Annotated in this window: 17 protein-coding genes; 5 read left to right on the top strand and 12 right to left on the bottom strand. The window is 68.9% G+C overall.

Features of this window, described 5'->3' with window-relative positions:
• The first annotated feature begins 11 nt into the window (after positions 1 to 11).
• On the top strand, positions 12 to 776 hold the full coding sequence (locus ACPCHZ_RS02200; protein ID WP_423483235.1) for a trans-aconitate 2-methyltransferase: 765 nt from the start codon (positions 12 to 14) through the stop codon (positions 774 to 776).
• A 6-nt stretch (positions 777 to 782) separates the two neighbouring features.
• Here the strand turns inward: ACPCHZ_RS02200 and cysC are convergent, their stop codons facing one another.
• The 6 genes from cysC to ACPCHZ_RS02170 all read right to left on the bottom strand — a co-directional run bounded on the left by cysC (position 783) and on the right by ACPCHZ_RS02170 (position 7401).
• Positions 783 to 2678, bottom strand: coding sequence for an adenylyl-sulfate kinase (gene cysC / locus ACPCHZ_RS02195; RefSeq protein ID WP_423483234.1), 1896 nt, complete (start codon positions 2676 to 2678; stop codon positions 783 to 785).
• Complete coding sequence (gene cysD / locus ACPCHZ_RS02190) at positions 2678 to 3595, bottom strand: sulfate adenylyltransferase subunit CysD (protein WP_423483233.1); 918 nt, start codon at positions 3593 to 3595, stop codon at positions 2678 to 2680. The genes cysC and cysD overlap by 1 nt, the downstream gene beginning before the upstream one ends.
• Entirely contained in the window at positions 3592 to 4395 is an 804-nt protein-coding gene (stf0, locus tag ACPCHZ_RS02185) for a trehalose 2-sulfotransferase (protein ID WP_423483232.1), read from the bottom strand. The genes cysD and stf0 overlap by 4 nt, the downstream gene beginning before the upstream one ends.
• A 66-nt stretch (positions 4396 to 4461) precedes the next feature.
• The gene (locus tag ACPCHZ_RS02180) at positions 4462 to 5856 is read right to left on the bottom strand and encodes a sulfatase family protein (RefSeq protein WP_423483231.1); all 1395 of its coding nucleotides are present in this window, start codon (positions 5854 to 5856) and stop codon (positions 4462 to 4464) included.
• Positions 5857 to 5968: 112 nt separating this feature from the next.
• On the bottom strand, positions 5969 to 6661 hold the full coding sequence (locus tag ACPCHZ_RS02175; protein ID WP_423483230.1) for a cutinase family protein: 693 nt from the start codon (positions 6659 to 6661) through the stop codon (positions 5969 to 5971).
• Between the two features lie 86 nt (positions 6662 to 6747).
• Positions 6748 to 7401 carry a TetR/AcrR family transcriptional regulator gene (locus tag ACPCHZ_RS02170; RefSeq protein WP_423483229.1) on the bottom strand — a complete coding sequence of 218 codons (654 nt, stop codon included), beginning with the start codon at positions 7399 to 7401 and terminating at the stop codon, positions 6748 to 6750.
• A gap of 148 nt (positions 7402 to 7549) precedes the next feature.
• Between ACPCHZ_RS02170 and ACPCHZ_RS02165 the strand changes: the two genes are divergently transcribed.
• Both ACPCHZ_RS02165 and ACPCHZ_RS02160 read left to right on the top strand, forming a co-directional pair.
• A complete protein-coding gene (locus tag ACPCHZ_RS02165) occupies positions 7550 to 7966 on the top strand; it encodes an MmpS family transport accessory protein (RefSeq protein ID WP_423483782.1) in 417 nt (138 codons plus the stop codon).
• The gene (locus tag ACPCHZ_RS02160; RefSeq protein ID WP_423483228.1) at positions 7963 to 10899 is read left to right on the top strand and encodes an RND family transporter; all 2937 of its coding nucleotides are present in this window, start codon (positions 7963 to 7965) and stop codon (positions 10897 to 10899) included. The genes ACPCHZ_RS02165 and ACPCHZ_RS02160 overlap by 4 nt, the downstream gene beginning before the upstream one ends.
• Here ACPCHZ_RS02160 and ACPCHZ_RS02155 read toward each other — a convergent pair whose 3' ends face one another.
• The 3 genes from ACPCHZ_RS02155 to ACPCHZ_RS02145 form a co-directional block, all read right to left on the bottom strand.
• Entirely contained in the window at positions 10900 to 11448 is a 549-nt protein-coding gene (locus ACPCHZ_RS02155) for a hypothetical protein (protein ID WP_423483227.1), read from the bottom strand. It lies immediately after the preceding gene.
• Between the two features lie 83 nt (positions 11449 to 11531).
• On the bottom strand, positions 11532 to 12014 hold the full coding sequence (locus ACPCHZ_RS02150) for a hypothetical protein (protein ID WP_423483226.1): 483 nt from the start codon (positions 12012 to 12014) through the stop codon (positions 11532 to 11534).
• 14 nt (positions 12015 to 12028) lie between these two features.
• Positions 12029 to 12508 carry a hypothetical protein gene (locus tag ACPCHZ_RS02145; protein ID WP_423483225.1) on the bottom strand — a complete coding sequence of 160 codons (480 nt, stop codon included), beginning with the start codon at positions 12506 to 12508 and terminating at the stop codon, positions 12029 to 12031.
• A 43-nt stretch (positions 12509 to 12551) separates the two neighbouring features.
• On the opposite strand from ACPCHZ_RS02145, the gene ACPCHZ_RS02140 reads away from it, so the two are divergent.
• The gene (locus ACPCHZ_RS02140; RefSeq protein WP_423483224.1) at positions 12552 to 13214 is read left to right on the top strand and encodes a phosphatase PAP2 family protein; all 663 of its coding nucleotides are present in this window, start codon (positions 12552 to 12554) and stop codon (positions 13212 to 13214) included.
• Here ACPCHZ_RS02140 and ACPCHZ_RS02135 read toward each other — a convergent pair.
• The gene (locus tag ACPCHZ_RS02135) at positions 13168 to 14658 is read right to left on the bottom strand and encodes a bifunctional phosphatase PAP2/diacylglycerol kinase family protein (protein ID WP_423483223.1); all 1491 of its coding nucleotides are present in this window, start codon (positions 14656 to 14658) and stop codon (positions 13168 to 13170) included. The two genes, ACPCHZ_RS02140 and ACPCHZ_RS02135, sit on opposite strands and share 47 nt — an antisense overlap.
• A 130-nt stretch (positions 14659 to 14788) precedes the next feature.
• Between ACPCHZ_RS02135 and ACPCHZ_RS02130 the strand changes: the two genes are divergently transcribed.
• Positions 14789 to 15442, top strand: coding sequence for a L,D-transpeptidase family protein (locus tag ACPCHZ_RS02130; RefSeq protein WP_423483222.1), 654 nt, complete (start codon positions 14789 to 14791; stop codon positions 15440 to 15442).
• 15 nt (positions 15443 to 15457) lie between these two features.
• Here the strand turns inward: ACPCHZ_RS02130 and ACPCHZ_RS02125 are convergent, their stop codons facing one another.
• Together ACPCHZ_RS02125 and ACPCHZ_RS02120 are read right to left on the bottom strand one after the other, a co-directional pair.
• Positions 15458 to 15916 carry a nuclear transport factor 2 family protein gene (locus ACPCHZ_RS02125; protein WP_423483221.1) on the bottom strand — a complete coding sequence of 153 codons (459 nt, stop codon included), beginning with the start codon at positions 15914 to 15916 and terminating at the stop codon, positions 15458 to 15460.
• The gene (locus ACPCHZ_RS02120; protein WP_423483220.1) at positions 15909 to 17432 is read right to left on the bottom strand and encodes an FAD-dependent oxidoreductase; all 1524 of its coding nucleotides are present in this window, start codon (positions 17430 to 17432) and stop codon (positions 15909 to 15911) included. Before ACPCHZ_RS02120 ends, ACPCHZ_RS02125 begins: the two co-directional genes overlap by 8 nt.
• Positions 17433 to 17459 lie beyond the last annotated feature (27 nt).

Here is a 17459-nt window from a genome sequence, read left to right as displayed (position 1 = left end):
CACTGGCGGACATGTGGAATCCCGACACCTACCTGGCCTTCGCGGACCACCGCGGGCGGCCGTTCTTCGACCTGCTGGCGCGGGTGGGTGCGCAGGATCCCCGCCGGGTCGTCGACCTGGGCTGCGGGCCTGGCAATCTCACCGTCACCCTCGGCGAGCGGTGGCCCGGCGCGGTGATCGAGGCCTGGGACAGCTCGCAGGAGATGGTGGACGCCGCCCGCGGGCGTGGCGTCTACGCCCGGGTGGGTGATGTGCGCGCATGGACACCGGCGCCGGACACCGATGTCGTGGTGAGCAACGCCACCCTGCAGTGGGTGCCCGAACACCGCGAGGTGCTGGTGTCCTGGACGCGCGCGCTGGCCGCGGGCGCGTGGATCGCCTTCCAGGTGCCGGGCAACTTCGACGCGCCGTCACACGTCGCGGTGCGTGACCTCGCGAGCAGCGCCGAATGGCGAGACGTATTGAGCGACATCCCTTTCCGGGTGGGGAAGGTGGTCGACGCGCCCGACGGCTATGCCGAGCTGCTCACCGGGGCGGGTTGCACCGTCGACGCGTGGGAGACCACGTACCTGCACGAGCTGACCGGTGAACACCCGGTGCTGAACTGGATCACCGGCACCGCGCTCACCCCGGTGCGCAGCCGTCTCGACGACGACCAGTGGCAGCGGTTCCGTACCGAGCTGATCCCACTGCTGGACGCGGCCTACCCAGCCACGCCCGACGGGCGGACGTTCTTCCCGTTCCGCCGGGTGTTCGTGGTGGCACGCGTGCAGTGAATCGCCCTACGGCGAGCGCTTCTGGTCGAGCAGTTCGAGAACCTGGGCGACCAGCGAATCGATGTCGGCGCCCGTGGTGTCGAGTACCAGGTCCGCGTTCTCCGGCGCCTCGTAGGGCGCGTCGACACCGGTGAGCCCCTTCAGCTCTCCGGCGCGGGCCCGCTTGTAGAGACCCTTGGGGTCGCGCTTCTCGCACTCCTCGGCGGGCGTCGACACGTACACCTCGATGAACGGCAACTTCGCCGCGTCGTTCAGTGCGCGGGCGATGTCGCGGTCGGACTTCAGCGGCGACACCAGCGACGCCAGCGCCACCACACCCGCGTCGGCGAACAGCCGGGTGAGATGCCCGACCCGACGGATGTTCTCGGCACGGTCGCCGGCGGAGAAGCCCAGATCGTCGGACAGGCCGTGCCGGATGTTGTCGCCGTCGAGCAGGTACGCCACCTGACCCGATTCCACCAGGGCGCGCTCCACCGCCACCGCGATCGTCGACTTGCCCGACGCAGGCAGGCCGGTGAACCAGATCGTGGCGCCGCGCTGCCCGGTCGCCGTCCACCGGTGGTCGCGGTCGAGAGACGAGGGATGCCAGCGGATGTCGTTGCGCGTCTGCTCGCCGGGCTTGACCTCCCGCGCTTCGGTGATGGTGCCGGCGCCGACGGTGTCGTTGGTGGTCTCGTCGATGAGGATGAACGCGCCGCTGTCACGGTTGTCGACGTAGGCGTCGGCCACCACGATCGAACTGGTGCGCAACGTGACCGAGCCGATGTCGTTGAGCGACAACTCGACCGGGTTGTCGACCTCCTCGAGGGTCTCGGGGTCCAGCCTGCTGTGCAGGGCCTGCACGGTGGCCCGCACCGTCCGGGTGCCCTGCTTGAACGCCAGCCGGTCGCCGGCCCGCAGCGGGGTGTCGCGGAACCAGCACACCGTGCCGTCGACCTCGCGGGCCAGCACGGGCAGGGTGCCGTCCTCCTCGCCGCTGACGAAGACGTCGCCGCGGCCGACGTCGATGTCGTCGGCCAGTTCGATCGACACCGACAGCGGCGCGACAGCGACCGGCCGGTCGTCGTCGAGGGTGTCGACCACGGTGACCGTCGACCTGGTGCCCGACGGCAGGCTCACCACGGTGTCACCGACGCTCAGCGTGCCCGCCGCGAGCCGGCCGGTGTAGCGGCGGCGCTGCTCGGCGGTCGGTCGGGACACCCACTGCACGGGCAGCCGCAGCTTGCTCGCCTCCGGTTGCGGCGCAGCGAGTTCGACGTTCTCGAGGTACTCGAGCAGTGTCGGCCCCTCGTACCAGGGCGTGTTGTCGGAGCGGTGCACCACGTTGTCGCCGAGCTTCGCGGCGATCGGGATGACCGTGAGGTCGAGGCCGCCGAGGCGGGCCGCCACCTGATGCAGCTCCTCCTGGACCTCCTCGAAGCGGTTTCGGTCGAAGTCGACCAGGTCGATCTTGTTGACCGTCGCCACGAAGTGCTTGATGCCGAGCAGCTTCGCGATGCGGGCGTGCCGGTTGGTCTGGCGCAGCACACCGGCGCGGGCATCCACCAGCAGCACCGCGGCGTGGGCGTTGGACGCGCCGGTGAACATGTTGCGGGTGTAGCGCTCGTGGCCGGGGGTGTCGGCCAGGATGTAGCTGCGGGTCTCAGTGGAGAAGAACCGGTAGGCGACGTCGATCGTGATGCCCTGCTCGCGCTCGGCGCGTAGCCCGTCGGACAGCGCCGCCAGGTCGGCGACCCCCTCCTCGTCCTTGACCGCCTCCAGATGGTCCAGCGGGAGACTGTCGGTGTCGTGCAGCAGCCGCCCGATCAGCGTGCTCTTGCCGTCATCCACCGATCCGGCGGTGGTGATCCGCAGCAGCTGGCGGGTGACCGGGGTGGTCGGTGCGGACACAACGCTGGTCATCAGAAATACCCCTCTCGCTTGCGGTCCTCCATGGCGGCCACCGAGGTGCGGTCGTCGGCGCGGGTTTCGCCGCGCTCGGAGACGGTGGCCGCGGAGATCTCTTCGATCACCTTCTCGATGTCGACGGCGCGCGAGCGCACCGCACCGGTGATCGTCAGGTCGCCGACGGTGCGGTAGCGCACCCATTCGACCGCGGAGGTCTCGTCGCCCTGGGGTTGCACGTACTGCGACACCGCCAGCAGGATGCCGTCGCGGGCGACCACCTCGCGCTCGTGGGCGAAGTAGATCGACGGCAACTCGAGGTTCTCCAGCTGGATGTATCGCCAGATGTCGAGTTCGGTCCAGTTGCTCAGCGGGAAGACGCGGACCTGCTCGCCCTTCTTGATGCGGCCGTTGTAGAGCGACCACGGCTCCGGGCGCTGCGCGCGGGGGTCCCACTGGCCGAACTCGTCGCGGAAGCTCAGGATCCGCTCCTTGGCGCGGGCGCGCTCCTCGTCGCGCCGCGCGCCGCCGAAGGCCGCGTCGAAGCCGCCGGCCTCCAGCGCGTCGAGCAGCGTGCGGGTCTGCTGCCGGTTTCGGGACGCGGTCGGCCCCGGGTCGGGGACCCGGCCGCTGTCGATCGACTCCTGGACCGACGCGACGATGAGCTTGTGGCCCTCGCCGGTGGTCCGGCGGTCGCGGAACTCGATAACCTCGTCGAAGTTGTGGCCGGTGTCGACGTGCATGATCGGGAACGGCAGCGGCGACGGCCGGAAGGCCTTCTCCGCCAGCCGCAGCAGCACGATGGAGTCCTTGCCCGCCGAGAACAGCAGCACCGGCCGCTGCAGTTCGGCGACGACCTCGCGGATGATGTGGACGGCCTCCGCCTCGAGCAGGCGCAATTCGTCGACCCGCAGGTCTTCGATGGTGGTGGTCATGTCGGAAGTCCTTCCCTCTGCGCGTCGGCCTTGTAGCGGTCGACCCATTCGTCGGAGCGCTGATCGGCCTGGCGTTCGAGCACCGGTGAAGGTGCCAGCCGGGGGTCCAGGCCGAGCCGTTCGAGGACGTCGCCGACGACCTGGGTGAGGTTGCGCCACAGTACCGGGTAGGGCACGTCGACGTAGTCGACGTTCTCCTCGGCGAACCAGGCGTGCCAGCCCTCCTCCTGGGCGCGCAGCATCTTGACGACGTGGGCGATGGCGCCCGCGTGGTATTCGGCGCGGGCGTCGCGCACCGGGTCGGGCCTGCCGCGCCAGACCCTGGTCTGCACGGCCCGCCAGAACGACACCGCCTGGGAGATGACGTCGGGCCGGTACACGTGCACCAGCAGCGGGTCGGAGCCGACGACGTCACGGATCGCCGCGAGCAGGCCGTCGCCCGACCGGTCGGGCAGATCCTTGGCGCGGTCGAGCAGCAGCGGCGTCTGGTTCCACATCAGCTTGCCGCCCCAGACGCCGTTGGGGGTGCGTCCGACGGTGCGGATGTAGTCGCGCCAGATCGTGGCCGGGGCGAGGTCCGGTGTGCCGGCGTCCAGCGGGTCGAGCAGCTGCAGGATCGACTCGTCGGCGACATCGGCGAACCACTCGCGGGGCTGGGGCGCCTGGCTGGTGCGGGGCAGGTACTGGAAGAACTCCTGCGGTTCTCCGGCGACGCCGGTCGCCCGCAGCGACTCGACGAGCAGCGTGCTGCCGCTGCGCTGCGACGCCAGGACGAGATACGCCGTGGGATGGGCAGGCATGCGCGAGAGCCTAACCGTGGCCGTATTGCGTTGCAGAACGGGCTATTTGAATCACGGTGATCCTGACTATTGTGTGGCGCTGTGCTGATCTTCGATGCCGCGCTCGGACGCGAGTGCCGACCTGCTGGTGATCCTTCCGCCGTGGATGCGCAGGTAGGTCTCGGTGAAGCGCTCGGAGATCCGGGTACCCGCGAAATCGGAGGGAATCACGTCGTTGGTCTTCTGTCGCCAGTCGTGCAGCAACAGGGCCAGGTCGTTGGCCACCGCCTCGGCCTCCGCGGTCGCGTCGGGGCCGAGCAGATTGTCCTGCTCCGCCGGGTCGGTGCGCAGGTCGTACAGCTCGCGTTGCGGCCGTTCGGAATTCACCAACGGCGCCACCGCCCGCCCCGGTGCACTGGCGGCGATGTCCCACGGCAGGTCGAGCAGCGGCCGCGCGGCGTAGTTCTCGATGTAGCTGTACTCCTTGGTCCTGATCGCGCGGATGGGATCGAACGAGTCGTGGTAGGTCTTCGTGGAGAAGAGGTGGGTGCGGGTCTGGTCAGCGTGCGCCGGCGGCGCGACCAGGCTCGCCGCGTGGCTCATGCCGTCGATCTCCTGGGGCACCTCGAGGCCGAGCAGCTCGAGCAGCGTCGGCACCAGGTCGACACCGCTGAACAGGTCGTCGTACGCCATCGGCGCGATGCCCGCGTCCCGGGGTGGCCGGATGATCATGGCGATGCCGGTGCCTGCGTCGTAGAGCGTCGACTTGGCGCGCGGCAGAGCCGGGCCGTGGTCGGTCATGAACACCACCCAGGTGCTGCGGTCCAGGCCGGTCTCTTCGAGGGTGTCGAGCAGCCGGCCCACCGCGGCGTCGGCCACCGTGATCGATCCGTAGAAGTCGGCGAGGTCCTGGCGGACCTCGTCGCTCTCGGGCAGGAACCCCGGTACCGCCACGCTGTCGGGGTCGGCGGGGGTGTACCGGTCGTGCGGATACGGCCGGTGCGTCTCGAAGAACCCGGCGGTGAGCAGGAACGGCCGGTGCGGGGACTGCCGCAGCCAGTTGGCGGCGTGCTCGACGACGTACTCGCAGAACGAGTTGGACACGTCGAACTCGGTGAAACCGAGCCTGGCCGGGAAGGACGTCTCGTGCTGCATGCCGAAAAGGGCGGTGTGGTAACCGGATTCAGCCAGGATGTGCGGCAGGGTGCGGATACCTGAGCGGTACTCCCAGCCGTGGTGGGCCAGGCCGACCAGCCCGTTGTTCTGTGGATAGCGGCCGGTGAACAGCGACCCGCGCGACGGTGAGCACAGCGGCGCGGTGGCGTGGGCGCGGGTCAGCAGGAAGCTCTCCGCGGCGAACGCGTCCAGGCGCGGGCTGGTGACGTCGGGGTGGCCGTAGACGCCGAGGTAGCGGCCCAGGTCGTGCCAGTGCACGATCAGGACGTTGTCTCGACGGGTGCCGTCTCGGCGTGGCTGGGTCACCGAACTCCTCTCGCTGGTGTGCTGTCACCGCACAGCGTCCGGTGTCGATGCGCAACCCTTTGCCTCATCCAAAAGATTCCAAACCCATCGCCCGTCGGACGGCGCGAAGGGACTACCTCGTGGAAGGCCGAGGGCCGGCGCCCTGCTGCACGTGGCGTGTCACCCACTGTGCGGCCAGCTTGACCAGTCCGGACTGCGGATAGCGGACGTGGGCGTCGAAGTCCTGTCCGAGCGAGCAGACCGGGTCGTTCGTGTTGCACAGGTCGGCGGTGCGTGCGCCGAAGTCGGGGCTCATGCGGGTCAGCGGTTGACCCACCCGCGCCGAGGGATTGCCGAAGACGGTGATCGCGGCGATGTGCGGGACGGCGGCGGCCGGAAGCGGCGCGGTGTAGCCGAGCCCAGCGATCGGTGACGTGGCCACGACGTCGATGACCGCCGCTCCCTGCGAGTAGCCGCCCAGAACGATCTTCGTGTCGGGACACTTCGCCGCCGTCGACTGGACGCGTCGGCTGGCGTCGTTGGCGCCGGCGGCCACCTGGACGAAGTCCCACGACGCCGGGTACTCGACGGCGTAGGTGCCGATGGATTTCCCCTTCACCATCGGACGCAGCGCACCGACCAGTGCCTTGCCGACCACCCCGAGGCCGGGCGGTTCATCGGTGCCGCGGGCGAAGATCACCTCGATGTCGGAACACTTGGGGGCGGCGGACGCCGTCGGGGCGCCGGGTATGGCGAGGACGGCGAGCGCGGTCGCCGATGTGGCGACCGAGACCGCCCATCGTGCGAACCGGCTGTCGACGGACACGAAGACTCCTCGGTAGGAAGATCTTGATTTTATACCCAGAATTCACAGAGATCACTCCCGTCACAGCTGACCTGGCGTTGAGCGGCTCAGCCCGCGGGGCGCCACCCGTGCATCGCGGCGTCCATCTGTTTCTCGTCCAGCGCCTCGACGTCGAGGGGTTCCTGCCCGTCGCGCCTGCGCATGCCGTCGAGCAGCAGCGCCACGTACCGCCGCCACAGTCCGGGCTCGACGTGCCCGGCCCACTCGCCGACGGTGCCCGCCAGCAGTCCGAGGCAGGGCACGTCGGTGGGCTCGATGTCGGCCCGCAGATGGCCGTCGTCGCGCGCCCGCTCGACCAGTTTCGACGTCAGCGGGGCGATGCGCTCGCGGGCGCAGTCCACGCCGTAGCCGCCGTAGGCCGTGCTGTAGACCATCTGGCGCAGGCCGCGGTCAGTGGCCGTGAGTTCGCAGAGCTGCTCCACGAACCACACGAAGCCCTCCCATGAATCCTCCTGCTGCAGTGCAGCTTCCGCGAGGGCGACGACCTGCTGGATTCCGTGTTCGAAAATCGCGTCGACGAGTTCCTCTTTGGTCGCGAACCGCCGGTAGACGGTGCCGACGCCGACGTTCGCATGCTGGGCGACGTCGTTGAGGGTGGCCTCCATGCCCTTCGCCGCGAACAGTTCGCGCGCGGCCTCGAGCACGCGTTGCCGATTGCGTTCGGCGTCCTTGCGCAGCCCTCGGCATGGTTTGTCAATCATCACGGCCACTTTAGTGATGTGCGTAACGGGCGTCCATAAGTGGATTGACGCTATCCACTTAGCGGCTTAGATTGCCTTTCTAGATCAATCGCCGCTGCATCCGCGGCAGGGACCTCCCCGAAAGGCCGACGTGACCGCAGTCTTCGTGATGCTCAAACGCGTCTGGCTGCCGCTTCTGTTCGCGGTGGCCATCGCGGTCGGCGTCGCCAGCGTCGCGCACCTGCGTTCGGTCTTCGGCTCGGACGGCGCAGTGGTGACCCCGGTCGGCACGGACACCGCCGACAACTTCAATCCCAAGGTCGTGGTCTACGAGGTCTTCGGATCGGGCGGCACCGCGGTGATCAACTACACCGACCTCGACGGGCTGCCACAGCGGACCGGCGAGGTGACGCTGCCGTGGTCACTGCGGCTCGAGACGACGGTGCCCTCGGTGACGCCGAATCTCCTCGTCCAGGGCGACGGCCAGTCGATCGGATGTCGCGTCACCGTCGACGACGAGGTGAAGGACGAAAGGACGGCCCAGGGAGTGAACGCCGCGACGTACTGCTTGGTGAAGGCGGCATGAGCAGCCTCGACGGCTGGGACGCAGGAGCCGGAACCGACGACCCTCCGACCGACGCCATGCCGCCCGCGCGGCACGCCGCGCGCCCGAGGGTGGCGAGGTTCATCCGCGCCTTCGCCGTCCCGATCGTGCTGGCCTGGGTGGTGATCGTCGGCCTGCTCAACACCGTGGTGCCGCAGCTCGAGGAGGTGGGCAAGCTGCGCGCGGTGTCGATGAGTCCGAACGACGCTCCGGCGCTGGTCGCGACCAAGCGGGTCGGCGAGGTGTTTCAGGAGTACGACACCAACAGCAATGTGATGATCGTGCTCGAAGGCGACGATCCGCTGGGGGCGGACGCGCACATCTTCTACGACGAGCTGGTGCGCCAGTTGCGTGCCGACACCGCCCACGTCCAGCACGTCCAGGACTTCTGGGGCGACACGCTGACCGCGGCGGGCGCGCAGAGCGTCGACGGCAAGGCCGCCTACGTGCAGGTGTACATCGCCGGCGATCAGGGCGAGGCGCTGGCCAACGAATCGGTGGAGGCGGTGCGCGCCATCGTCGCCGGCGTCCAGCCGCCGCCCGGCGTTCAGGCCTACGTGACGGGTCCGGCGGCCACCACCACGGACCAGAACGCCGTCGGCGACGCCAGCATGAAGACCATCGAGGCGCTGACGTTCGCCGTCATCATCGTGATGCTGCTGCTCGTCTACCGGTCGGTGGTCACCATGCTCGTCACGATGGTGATGGTGGTCGTGGGCCTGCTGTCGGCCCGCGGCATCGTCGCCTTCCTCGGCTATCACGACGTGTTCGGCCTGACCACCTTCTCGACGAACATGGTGGTGACGCTGGCGATCGCCGCCGCCACCGACTACGCGATCTTCCTCATCGGCCGTTATCAGGAGGCGCGACGGTCGGGCGAGGACCGGGAGTCGGCGTACTACACGATGTTTCACGGCACGGCGCACGTCGTGCTGGCGTCCGGGCTGACGATCGCCGGAGCCACACTCTGCCTGCACTTCACCCGGCTGCCGTACTTCCAGACCATGGGCATCCCGCTGTCCATCGGCATGGCGATCGTGGTCGCCGCGGCGCTGACGCTGGGTCCCGCGCTGATCTCGATCGCGAGCCGGTTCGGCCGGGTGCTCGAGCCCAGGCGGTGGGGACGCTCACGGGGATGGCGGCGGGTCGGCGCCGCCACCGTGCGGTGGCCCGGCGCGGTGCTGGTGATGGCCGTCGTGCTGGCCCTCGTCGGGCTGCTGACCCTGCCCGGCTATCACACCACCTACAACGACCGCATCTTCCAGCCCGACGACGTGCCCGCCAACATCGGTTACGCGGCGGCCAACCGGCACTTCTCCGAAGCGAAGATGAACCCAGAACTGGTGATGGTCGAAGCCGATCACGACCTGCGCAATCCCGCCGATTTCCTGGTGATCGACAAGATCGCCAAGGCGATGGTCCGCGTGCACGGTATCGCGCAGGTGCAGACCATCACCCGCCCGGACGGCAAGCCGGTCGAGCACGCGTCGCTGGCTTACACGATGAGCCAAAGTGGCACAGGGCAACTCATGAACAACGACAACCAGCAGCGGGTGCTGGAGAACACGCTGAAGCAGGCCGACGAGATGCAGGTGACCATCGACTCCATGGAGAAGATGCAGTCCATCACGCTGCAGATGGCCGACGTCACACGGCGGATGGCCGACAAGTTCAACTCCACTTCCCTGACCGTCGCCGAGGTGCGCGACCACCTGGCCGACTTCGACGACTTCTTCCGCCCGATCCGTAACTACTTCTACTGGGAGCCACACTGTTTCGACATCCCGGTCTGCTGGTCGCTGCGGTCGATCTTCGACAGCCTCGACGGCATCGGCGCACTCTCCGACGACTTCCAGGACCTGGTGCCCGACATCGAGCAACTGGCTGATCTGACGCCGCAATTGGCGGCGTTGATGCCGGCGATGATCCAGACGATGAAGAACCAGAAGCAGATGATGTTGAACCAGTATCAGGCGCAGAAGGCGCAGCAGGACCAGAACATGGCCACCCAGGAGGACGCCACCGCGATGGGCAAGGCGTTCGACGCCGCCCAGAACGACGAGAACTTCTACCTGCCGCCGGAGGCGTTCGAGACGGCCGACTTCCAGCGCGGCATCAAGCTGTTCCTCTCGCCCGACGGTCATGCCGTCCGGTTCACCGTCTTTCATCAGGGCGATCCGCTGACCGAGGAGGGCACGTCGCACATCGAGCCGCTGCGCATCGCGGCCGCCGACGCGATCAAGGGCACCCCGCTGGAGGGCTCGACGGTCTACATCGGCGGCAGCGCAGCGATGTTCACGGACATGCAGCAGGGCGCCGACTACGACCTGCTGATCGCCGCGATCTCGGCGCTGATCCTGATCTTCCTGATCATGGTGGTGCTCACCAGGGCCGTTGCGGCCGCGGCGGTGATCGTCGGGACCGTGGTGCTCAGCCTCGGCGCCTCGTTCGGCCTGTCAGTCCTGTTGTGGCAACACCTGATCGGGATACCGCTGCACTGGATGGTGCTGCCGATGTCGGTCATCGTGCTGCTCGCGGTCGGCGCGGACTACAACCTGCTGCTGGTGTCCCGGATGAGGGAGGAGATCCACGCCGGACTGAGCACCGGCATCATCCGGTCGATGGCCGGGACGGGATCCGTGGTCACCGCCGCGGGACTGGTGTTCGCCTTCACCATGATGTCCATGGCGAGCAGCGAGCTGATCGTCATCGGTCAGGTCGGCACCACCATCGGCCTCGGGTTGCTGTTCGACACCCTGGTGGTGCGGTCGTTGATGACACCGTCGCTGGCGGCGCTGCTCGGACGCTGGTTCTGGTGGCCGCAGAACGTCCGCCGGCGTCCGGTGCCGCAACGCTGGCCGAGCCCGCGGCAGGCCGACGCTTCGGAGCACGTGCCCGAGAACGCGCTGTCGTGATCAGGGCAGCAGTCGCTGCAGCACGCCCTTCGAGACCTCTTCGGGTCGGTACTGCTCGGCCGCATAGGAGCCGATCGCGACGATGCCGCCGGTGAGTGCGGGCACCGCCCACTGGAGGATCTTCAGCTGCTTCTGTGCCGCGGCGACGTCCGGCGGGGTGGCCGCCGCGGGAGTGGTGCCGTCGGCGGCTGGGACCGCCCGGTGCTCGGAGACCTTCTTGCCGAGCACCCTGCTGTAGGCCGTGACGCCGAGCGCCGCGGCGGTCAGGGCGATCTTGGTGGCAGCCATGGCCGGTACGCCCTGCTGTGCCCGCAGTCGGCCGAGGTCGTGCTTGAGCAGTCCGACGGCGCCGGCGAGGTGGACGCCGATCGCGGCCGCATTGACCGGGGTCCAAGCATCCCAGCCGGCATTGGCGACCGCGCCGACCCGGGACGGGTCACCGCTTGCGGCGGCGGCGGGATTGAGTGCGACGGCGTTGGCGAGGGTGCCGCCGAACCAGGCCGCGAGGCCGAGATCGTGAAGTTGGTGCGAGAGAGTGGCGCGGGCCATGTGAACTCCTGGGGACGTCGAGCGGTCGAGTGCCCGGCTGGTACCCCGGGACCCGGACGCCAAACGGCGACCCCGCCGACGCCTCAGGGGTGGTAGGGGACGCCGACGGCGCGGAACACCCACTCCGGCGGCACGTCGAAGGCCAGCGTCCGTGCGGGCAGGCGGCTGAGCACCTCGTCGGGGATGTCGTGCTTGTAGTACAGCGAGAGGCTGCCTTCGCAGCGTTCGTCGACGGCCGCGATGTCGACGTCGAGTTTCAGCCCGGAGGGCGAGATCTCGGCGGTCACGGCGCCGGTCTGCGGCGCCGACCACGGCTGGTCGATGGTGCGGCCCGCGAGCTTGGGCACCGTCGACAGTGTCGCCAGCACCCGCTGGTCGGTCAGGGCGAGCGAGCCCGCGTAGCCGGCGACGCTGCCGGTGGCGCGCTTGCCCGGGATCGACCCGCTGAACCGCCGGGTCACCGGGACGTATTCGGCGAGCAGGAGCACACCCTCGGACTCGACCTGGGAGCGCAGCTCACCCGGTAGCTTTCCGATGCGCAGCAGCTTGCGGACGATTACGGCCATCTCTGCACGGTAGCTCAGCCGCGGGGGATGCCGAGAGCGCTGTAGACGAACTTGGGGGGAACATCGAAACCGATGGATCGGGTGGGAATTCGGGTGAGCACGTCGGCGGGCAGGGCGGTCTTGTAGGTCAGCGAGAACTGGCCGGAGAAGTCGGGATGGACGACGGCGAGGTCGGCGATGTCGAGGAGCAGGCCCGTTTCGGACAGGGTGCCGGCGACCATGCCGCTCTGCGCGGCGGTCCACGGCTGGTCCACCGACCGCCCGGCCTTGCCCGGGATGGCCGAGAGCGTCGCAAGGACGCGCCGGTTGGTCAGCACGAGTGCGCCGCCGTAGCCGCGGACCAGTCCGACCGACCGCCGGCCCGGCACCTGACCGGTGAACCGCACCACCGCGCTGAGGAATTCAGCGGAGAAGATGACGCCCTCGGCCTCGACCTGCGCGCGCATGTCGTCGGGGAGTTTGCCGATCCGGAGCAACTTGCGTAGCAGCGCCATGATCAAAAGGTAGCTGAGGGCCCGGCGTGATACAGCTGATGAGATGAATCGGCGCGCGGTGCTCATCGCTTCCGCCCTCGTCGCCGTGGCGATTTACGCGGCGTTGTGGGTGGGCTTCGCGCAGGGCTGGCATTGGCAGCAGGCGATGGATTCGGCCGCGCTCGACCCGCTGCACCGGTTCGGCTCTGCCCATCCGGCCTGGGTGACCGGCTGGGACGTGTACTGCACGGTGGTCAACCCGGTGGTGATCCGGATCCTGTCGGTGTTCGTGATCGTCTGGGCGTTCGTCCGGCGGCGGCATCGCCTCGCCGTGTTCCTGGTGTTCTCCGTCGTGTTGAGCGGCCTCGTCACCGAGCTGGCGAAGGCCGCAGCCGACCGCCCGCGGCCATCCAGCGCCTTCGTCGCCGCCAACTCGACGTCGTTCCCGTCCGGGCATGCGCTCGGGCTGATGGCCATCGTGCTCGCGGTGCTCACCGTCGTCTGGCCCGCGGTGCGGCCGGGACGTCGCGTCCCGCTGGCGGTGTTCGGCGGCGTGGTCGTGGTGACCATCGGCCTCGCCCGTGTGGTGCTCAACGTCCATCACCCGTCCGACGTGCTGGCCGGCTGGGCGCTCGGCTATGCCTGGTTCGTACTCTGCCTGCTGCTGGTGCCGCCGCGGGTCAGGGCAGCGGACGAAACACCTGCAGTGCCCGGTAGCGAACGCTGAAGCTCGCCTTGTCGCAGACGGTTCCGATCTCGCCGTCGCGGGCCAGCTCCGTCGGCCCGTCCACCGCGGTGAAGGTGAACTCGGGCACCCGCATCTCGTGGTAGAGCGGGCTGCGGGTGAGCCGACCGAGCATCAGGGCCACCAGGATCCGCAGTCGGCTGAACCGCCTGCCGGTCTCGAGGATCCGCACATCCATCAGGCCGTCATCCATCTTGTGTCGCCGGGCGGGCGCGAAGCCCGACGGCAGATACGTCGAGTTGCCCAGGAAGAACAGCGACGTCTGCAGCGTGTGGTTGTCGTACTCGATGCGCACGGGTACGCCCCGCCGCAACGTGTAGAACATCGCGTAGACGCCGGCCAGCGGTTTGCCGATGCGGTGCTCGAACTTCTCCCGGGTCTGGACGAACATCGGGTACGCCCCGATGCTGGCGGTGTTGATCACCGTGTCCTTCTCGTTCAGGCACACCAGGTCCACACAGGAGACGTGGCCCCGCCGGATGGTGTCGACCGTCTTCGCCACGGTGTCGCAGCCGATGTCCTTGGCGAAGTGATTGAACGTGCCGCCGGGGAACACCGCCAGCGGCATCCCCAGTTCGACGGCGACCTCGGCCGCGCACGCCACCGTCCCGTCGCCGCCGCCGACGGCCAGCACCTCGGCGCTCTCGGCAGCCGACCTCATGACCGTCTTCAGGTCCTCGTCGCCGCTCAGTTCCACGATCTTGGCCTGGGGCAGCGCCTGGCGGACCTCGTCGACCACCCGGGCTCCGGTTCCGCTGCCCGACGCCGGGTTGATCACCAGCGTCACGCCTGCGCCCTCGGGGCGCGGATCGGTCTCGACGCGCAGCGGTGCCGCCGTCGGCATCTTCGTCGGCACCGCGGTCGGCACGATGCGTCCGCCGAGGACGGCCAGACCTGCGCCGAGACCCAGGCCGGCGAGGACGTCGCCCGGATAGTGCGCCCCGACCGCGATGCGCGACATGCCGACGAGGCCGGCCAACAGCGCCAGCCCCAACCCCACCGGGGGGCTCTCCAGCCCCACGCCGACGGCGAAGGCCGCCGCACTGGCGGAATGGCCCGACGGCAGCGAGTTCGATGTCGGGAACCGCCGGGACCGCCGGGCCAGCGGCACCATGATGTAGTTCGGCCGGGCCCGCTTCCAGATCTTCTTGGCGCCCTGGTTGGTCACCAGGCTGGTGGCCGCCAGGGTGATCACCCCTCGGGCGGCGCCGCGTTTCACCGACGCGCTGCCGAACGCTCCGAGCGCGGCGGCGAGGGCGAACCACAGCTTCGAGTGGTCCGCGGCCCGCGTCAGCCGGGGCATCACCGAGTCGAGCAATGGGCTCGGGGATTCGGCGATGGCTTCGAAGACCTCGCGGTCGAGTGTCCCCAGCCCACGGCCGATCTGGCGGAGGCCTTCACGGCGGCGGCGGATCGGCAGTTCCATGGCATCAACGTAGCCGCTCCCCTTGACAACAAAACCGGACCGGCCTCGGCCGCGACGCTCCCACCCGGTTGCGACCTGATCGTGTCCCAACGTTGACAGGACCGAGAGCGGCGGCGTCGACGATGGGTGTGTGCGCCGGTTGTCGATCCTGCTCTGTGCGGCGGCGGTGCTCTCCGTGCTGCCTGCGGCGCCTGCGGGTGCCGCAGCGCCGTGGTTCGCCCACTCGGTCGGGGCCGCCACCCAGGTGATATCCGTTGTCGGCGTTGGTGGTTCGAAGGCAAAGGTGGACGTCTACGAGCGCACGGCGGCGGGTTGGCAGCCGGTCGGTGCCGGGATTCCGGCGTTCATCGGCGCCAACGGGATGGCTCCGCAGACCCACGACGGTCAGATGAAGACGCCGATGGGGGTGTTCACCCTGGACTTCGCCTTCGGCACCGAACCGAATCCGGGTGGGGGACTGCAGTACGTCCAGGTCGGACCGGACCACTGGTGGGACGGCGACATGAAGAGTCCCACCTACAACACCATGCAGGTGTGCAAGAAGGACCGGTGCCCGTTCAACACGTCGCCCGCCAGCGGCACCGAGAATCTCCAGATCCCGCAGTACGCCCACGCCGTCGTGATGGGTGTCAACAAGGCCAGGGTGCCCGGCAACGGCGGCGCGTTCTTCCTGCACAGCACCGACGGTGGACCCACCGCTGGCTGCGTCGCCATCGATGATCGGACCCTGGTGCGCATCATGCGCTGGCTGCGCCCCGGCGCGCTGATCGCCGTTGCCCAGTAGGGCACCGGGCGGTGTCTACAGGTGCAGCGCGCGGCCCTTCTTGAGTTTGAAGTTCAGGTTCTCCAGCGACATGCTCGCGTCATACGTGCGGTCGTAGCCGGTGGCGCTGATCTTCCAGCCGTCGGGAGTGCGCCGGTAGCGGTCGCGGTAGAACGCGGCGCCGATCAGCATGAAGTTGAAGTCGGCCGCGATCACCCGGTCCTGCAGATACCAGGTCCCCGATGCCTCGTCGCCGTCCACCGTGATCTCCGGGTGGCTGACGCGGTGCTCGGTGACGATCTCCGGCCCCAGCGACGTGCGCATGAACTCCACGAGACCGTCCCGGTCGGTGAAACGGTGGTCCTCGCCCAGTGATTCGCCGTAATCGCCGGAGACGTCCTCGGTGAGGGTGGCGGCGAACGTCTCCCAGTCCTTGGTGTCCAGCGCTCGCAGGTAGCGGTACTTGACCTGCTTGATGTCGTCGATGTCACCCATGCGCTGACTGTACGGATGCAGTCAGCCCCCTGGTCGCAGGACCCTCCAACAGCGTGCCGTCCGGCGCGAACCGCGAGCCGTGCAGCGGGCATTCCCACGCCTCGTCGGCGTCATTCCAGTTGACGATGCCGCCCAGGTGCGGGCACACCGGTGAGACCCGGTGTTCGACGCCGTCGACCACGCAGCGGGCCTCCAGGTGCCACGGCGGGCCGCTCACCACCCCGCCGGACTCCGGCGACCGGTCCGAGATGCGGGTGACCGGCGTGATCCAGCCCTTGGCCAGGTTGAAGCCGACCTCGAGGTTGGCCTGCAACGCCTTCGGGATCCCGGACAGCTCGTGCGGACTCCAACTGGCGAAGGCGTCGGCCCAGTCCATCCGGCCACCGAGGATGCGGCCGGACAGTGCCAACGCCGCTGCGACACCGTTGGTCATCCCCCATTTGTCGAAACCCGTTGCCACGAAGATCTTGTCGTCGCCGGGCAGGATCGGCCCGACGTAGGGCAGCTCGTCGGCGGGCGTGTAGTCCTGCGCTGACCAGTAGTGGGTCTGCATGGCGCCCGGGTAGTGCTGCTTGGCCCAGGAGTCGAGCTCCTGCACCGACGACGACGGACTCTTCTCGCGGCCCACGGGATGGCCCGCCCCGCCGACGACCAGGCGATCGCCGTCGGGGGTGGGCGCGTAGCGCACCGACCGGGTGGGCGAGTCGACCGAGAGGTACATCCCGCGAGTCAGGGTGCCGGGCACCTTGTAGGCCATGCAGTAGGACCGCTGCGGCTTGAGCCGGGCGAAGAAGCCACCGCGGTCGAGGATGGGGATCCCGGTCGCCAGCACGCACTGCTTGGCGTGAACGTCGAATTCGTCGCCGGCCGAGGTGCGCACACTCAGCGCGAGCCCGTCACCGTGCCCGGACACCTTCTGCACCCGCGTGCTCTGCACCAGCCGGCCGCCGCGCTCGTCGAGTTCGACGACGAGGCTGTCCAGGTACGGCATCGGATCGAACTGGGCCTGATCGGCAAGGCGCACACCGCCGTTGAACTCGAACGGCACGTCGGCGTCGTCGACCCAGTCCGCGGCCAGGCCGGCGGCCTGGCAGGCCTCGAGTTCCTGTCGCGCGGAACTGACACCCTTCTCGGTCTGGGCGTAGGTGAAGGCGTCCTCGCGCTGTACCGAGATGCCGCGCGCGTCGCAGTAGCCGAGCAGCCACTCCTGACCCTCGCGGTTTCCCTCGGCGTACATCGTCGCGATCTTCGGCCCGTGCTTGCCGAGGATCTTCGACATCTTGCTGCCCTGCAGCAGACTGATCTTCGCGGTGGTGTTCCCGGTGGCGCCGGCACCCACGGTGAACGCCTCGAGGACGAGCACGTTGCGGCCGGCGCGGGCCAGCAGCACGGCCGTGGTGAGGCCGGTGATGCCCGCGCCCACCACCACGACGTCGGCGTTGCGGTCGAAGTCCGAGGACACCGATGAGGGATGTGCCGCCTGTTGAACGCGGTCGGCGAGCCAGAGTGACGTCATGGACACGAGATACCCAGCGGCGCTGTC

Source organism: Mycobacterium sp. NPDC050041 (genome assembly GCF_049541695.1).
GTDB lineage: Bacteria > Actinomycetota > Actinomycetes > Mycobacteriales > Mycobacteriaceae > Mycobacterium.
The sequence above is the reverse complement of the archived record's forward strand: the minus strand, read 5'-3'. Positions and strand labels throughout refer to the sequence as shown.

Excerpts from the sequence above, each read along its gene's own strand:
- cysC (WP_423483234.1), bottom strand. The coding sequence starts at position 2,678 with ATGACCAGCGTTGTGTCCGCACCGACCACCCCGGTCACCCGCCAGCTG.
- ACPCHZ_RS02165 (WP_423483782.1), top strand. The coding sequence starts at position 7,550 with ATGCTCAAACGCGTCTGGCTGCCGCTTCTGTTCGCGGTGGCCATCGCG.
- ACPCHZ_RS02170 (WP_423483229.1), bottom strand. The coding sequence starts at position 7,401 with ATGATTGACAAACCATGCCGAGGGCTGCGCAAGGACGCCGAACGCAAT.
- ACPCHZ_RS02160 (WP_423483228.1), top strand. The coding sequence starts at position 7,963 with ATGAGCAGCCTCGACGGCTGGGACGCAGGAGCCGGAACCGACGACCCT.
- ACPCHZ_RS02135 (WP_423483223.1), bottom strand. The coding sequence starts at position 14,658 with ATGGAACTGCCGATCCGCCGCCGCCGTGAAGGCCTCCGCCAGATCGGC.
- stf0 (WP_423483232.1), bottom strand. The coding sequence starts at position 4,395 with ATGCCTGCCCATCCCACGGCGTATCTCGTCCTGGCGTCGCAGCGCAGC.
- ACPCHZ_RS02120 (WP_423483220.1), bottom strand. The coding sequence starts at position 17,432 with ATGACGTCACTCTGGCTCGCCGACCGCGTTCAACAGGCGGCACATCCC.
- ACPCHZ_RS02155 (WP_423483227.1), bottom strand. The coding sequence starts at position 11,448 with ATGGCCCGCGCCACTCTCTCGCACCAACTTCACGATCTCGGCCTCGCG.
- ACPCHZ_RS02140 (WP_423483224.1), top strand. The coding sequence starts at position 12,552 with ATGAATCGGCGCGCGGTGCTCATCGCTTCCGCCCTCGTCGCCGTGGCG.
- cysD (WP_423483233.1), bottom strand. The coding sequence starts at position 3,595 with ATGACCACCACCATCGAAGACCTGCGGGTCGACGAATTGCGCCTGCTC.
- ACPCHZ_RS02150 (WP_423483226.1), bottom strand. The coding sequence starts at position 12,014 with ATGGCCGTAATCGTCCGCAAGCTGCTGCGCATCGGAAAGCTACCGGGT.
- ACPCHZ_RS02145 (WP_423483225.1), bottom strand. The coding sequence starts at position 12,508 with ATGGCGCTGCTACGCAAGTTGCTCCGGATCGGCAAACTCCCCGACGAC.
- ACPCHZ_RS02200 (WP_423483235.1), top strand. The coding sequence starts at position 12 with ATGTGGAATCCCGACACCTACCTGGCCTTCGCGGACCACCGCGGGCGG.
- ACPCHZ_RS02125 (WP_423483221.1), bottom strand. The coding sequence starts at position 15,916 with ATGGGTGACATCGACGACATCAAGCAGGTCAAGTACCGCTACCTGCGA.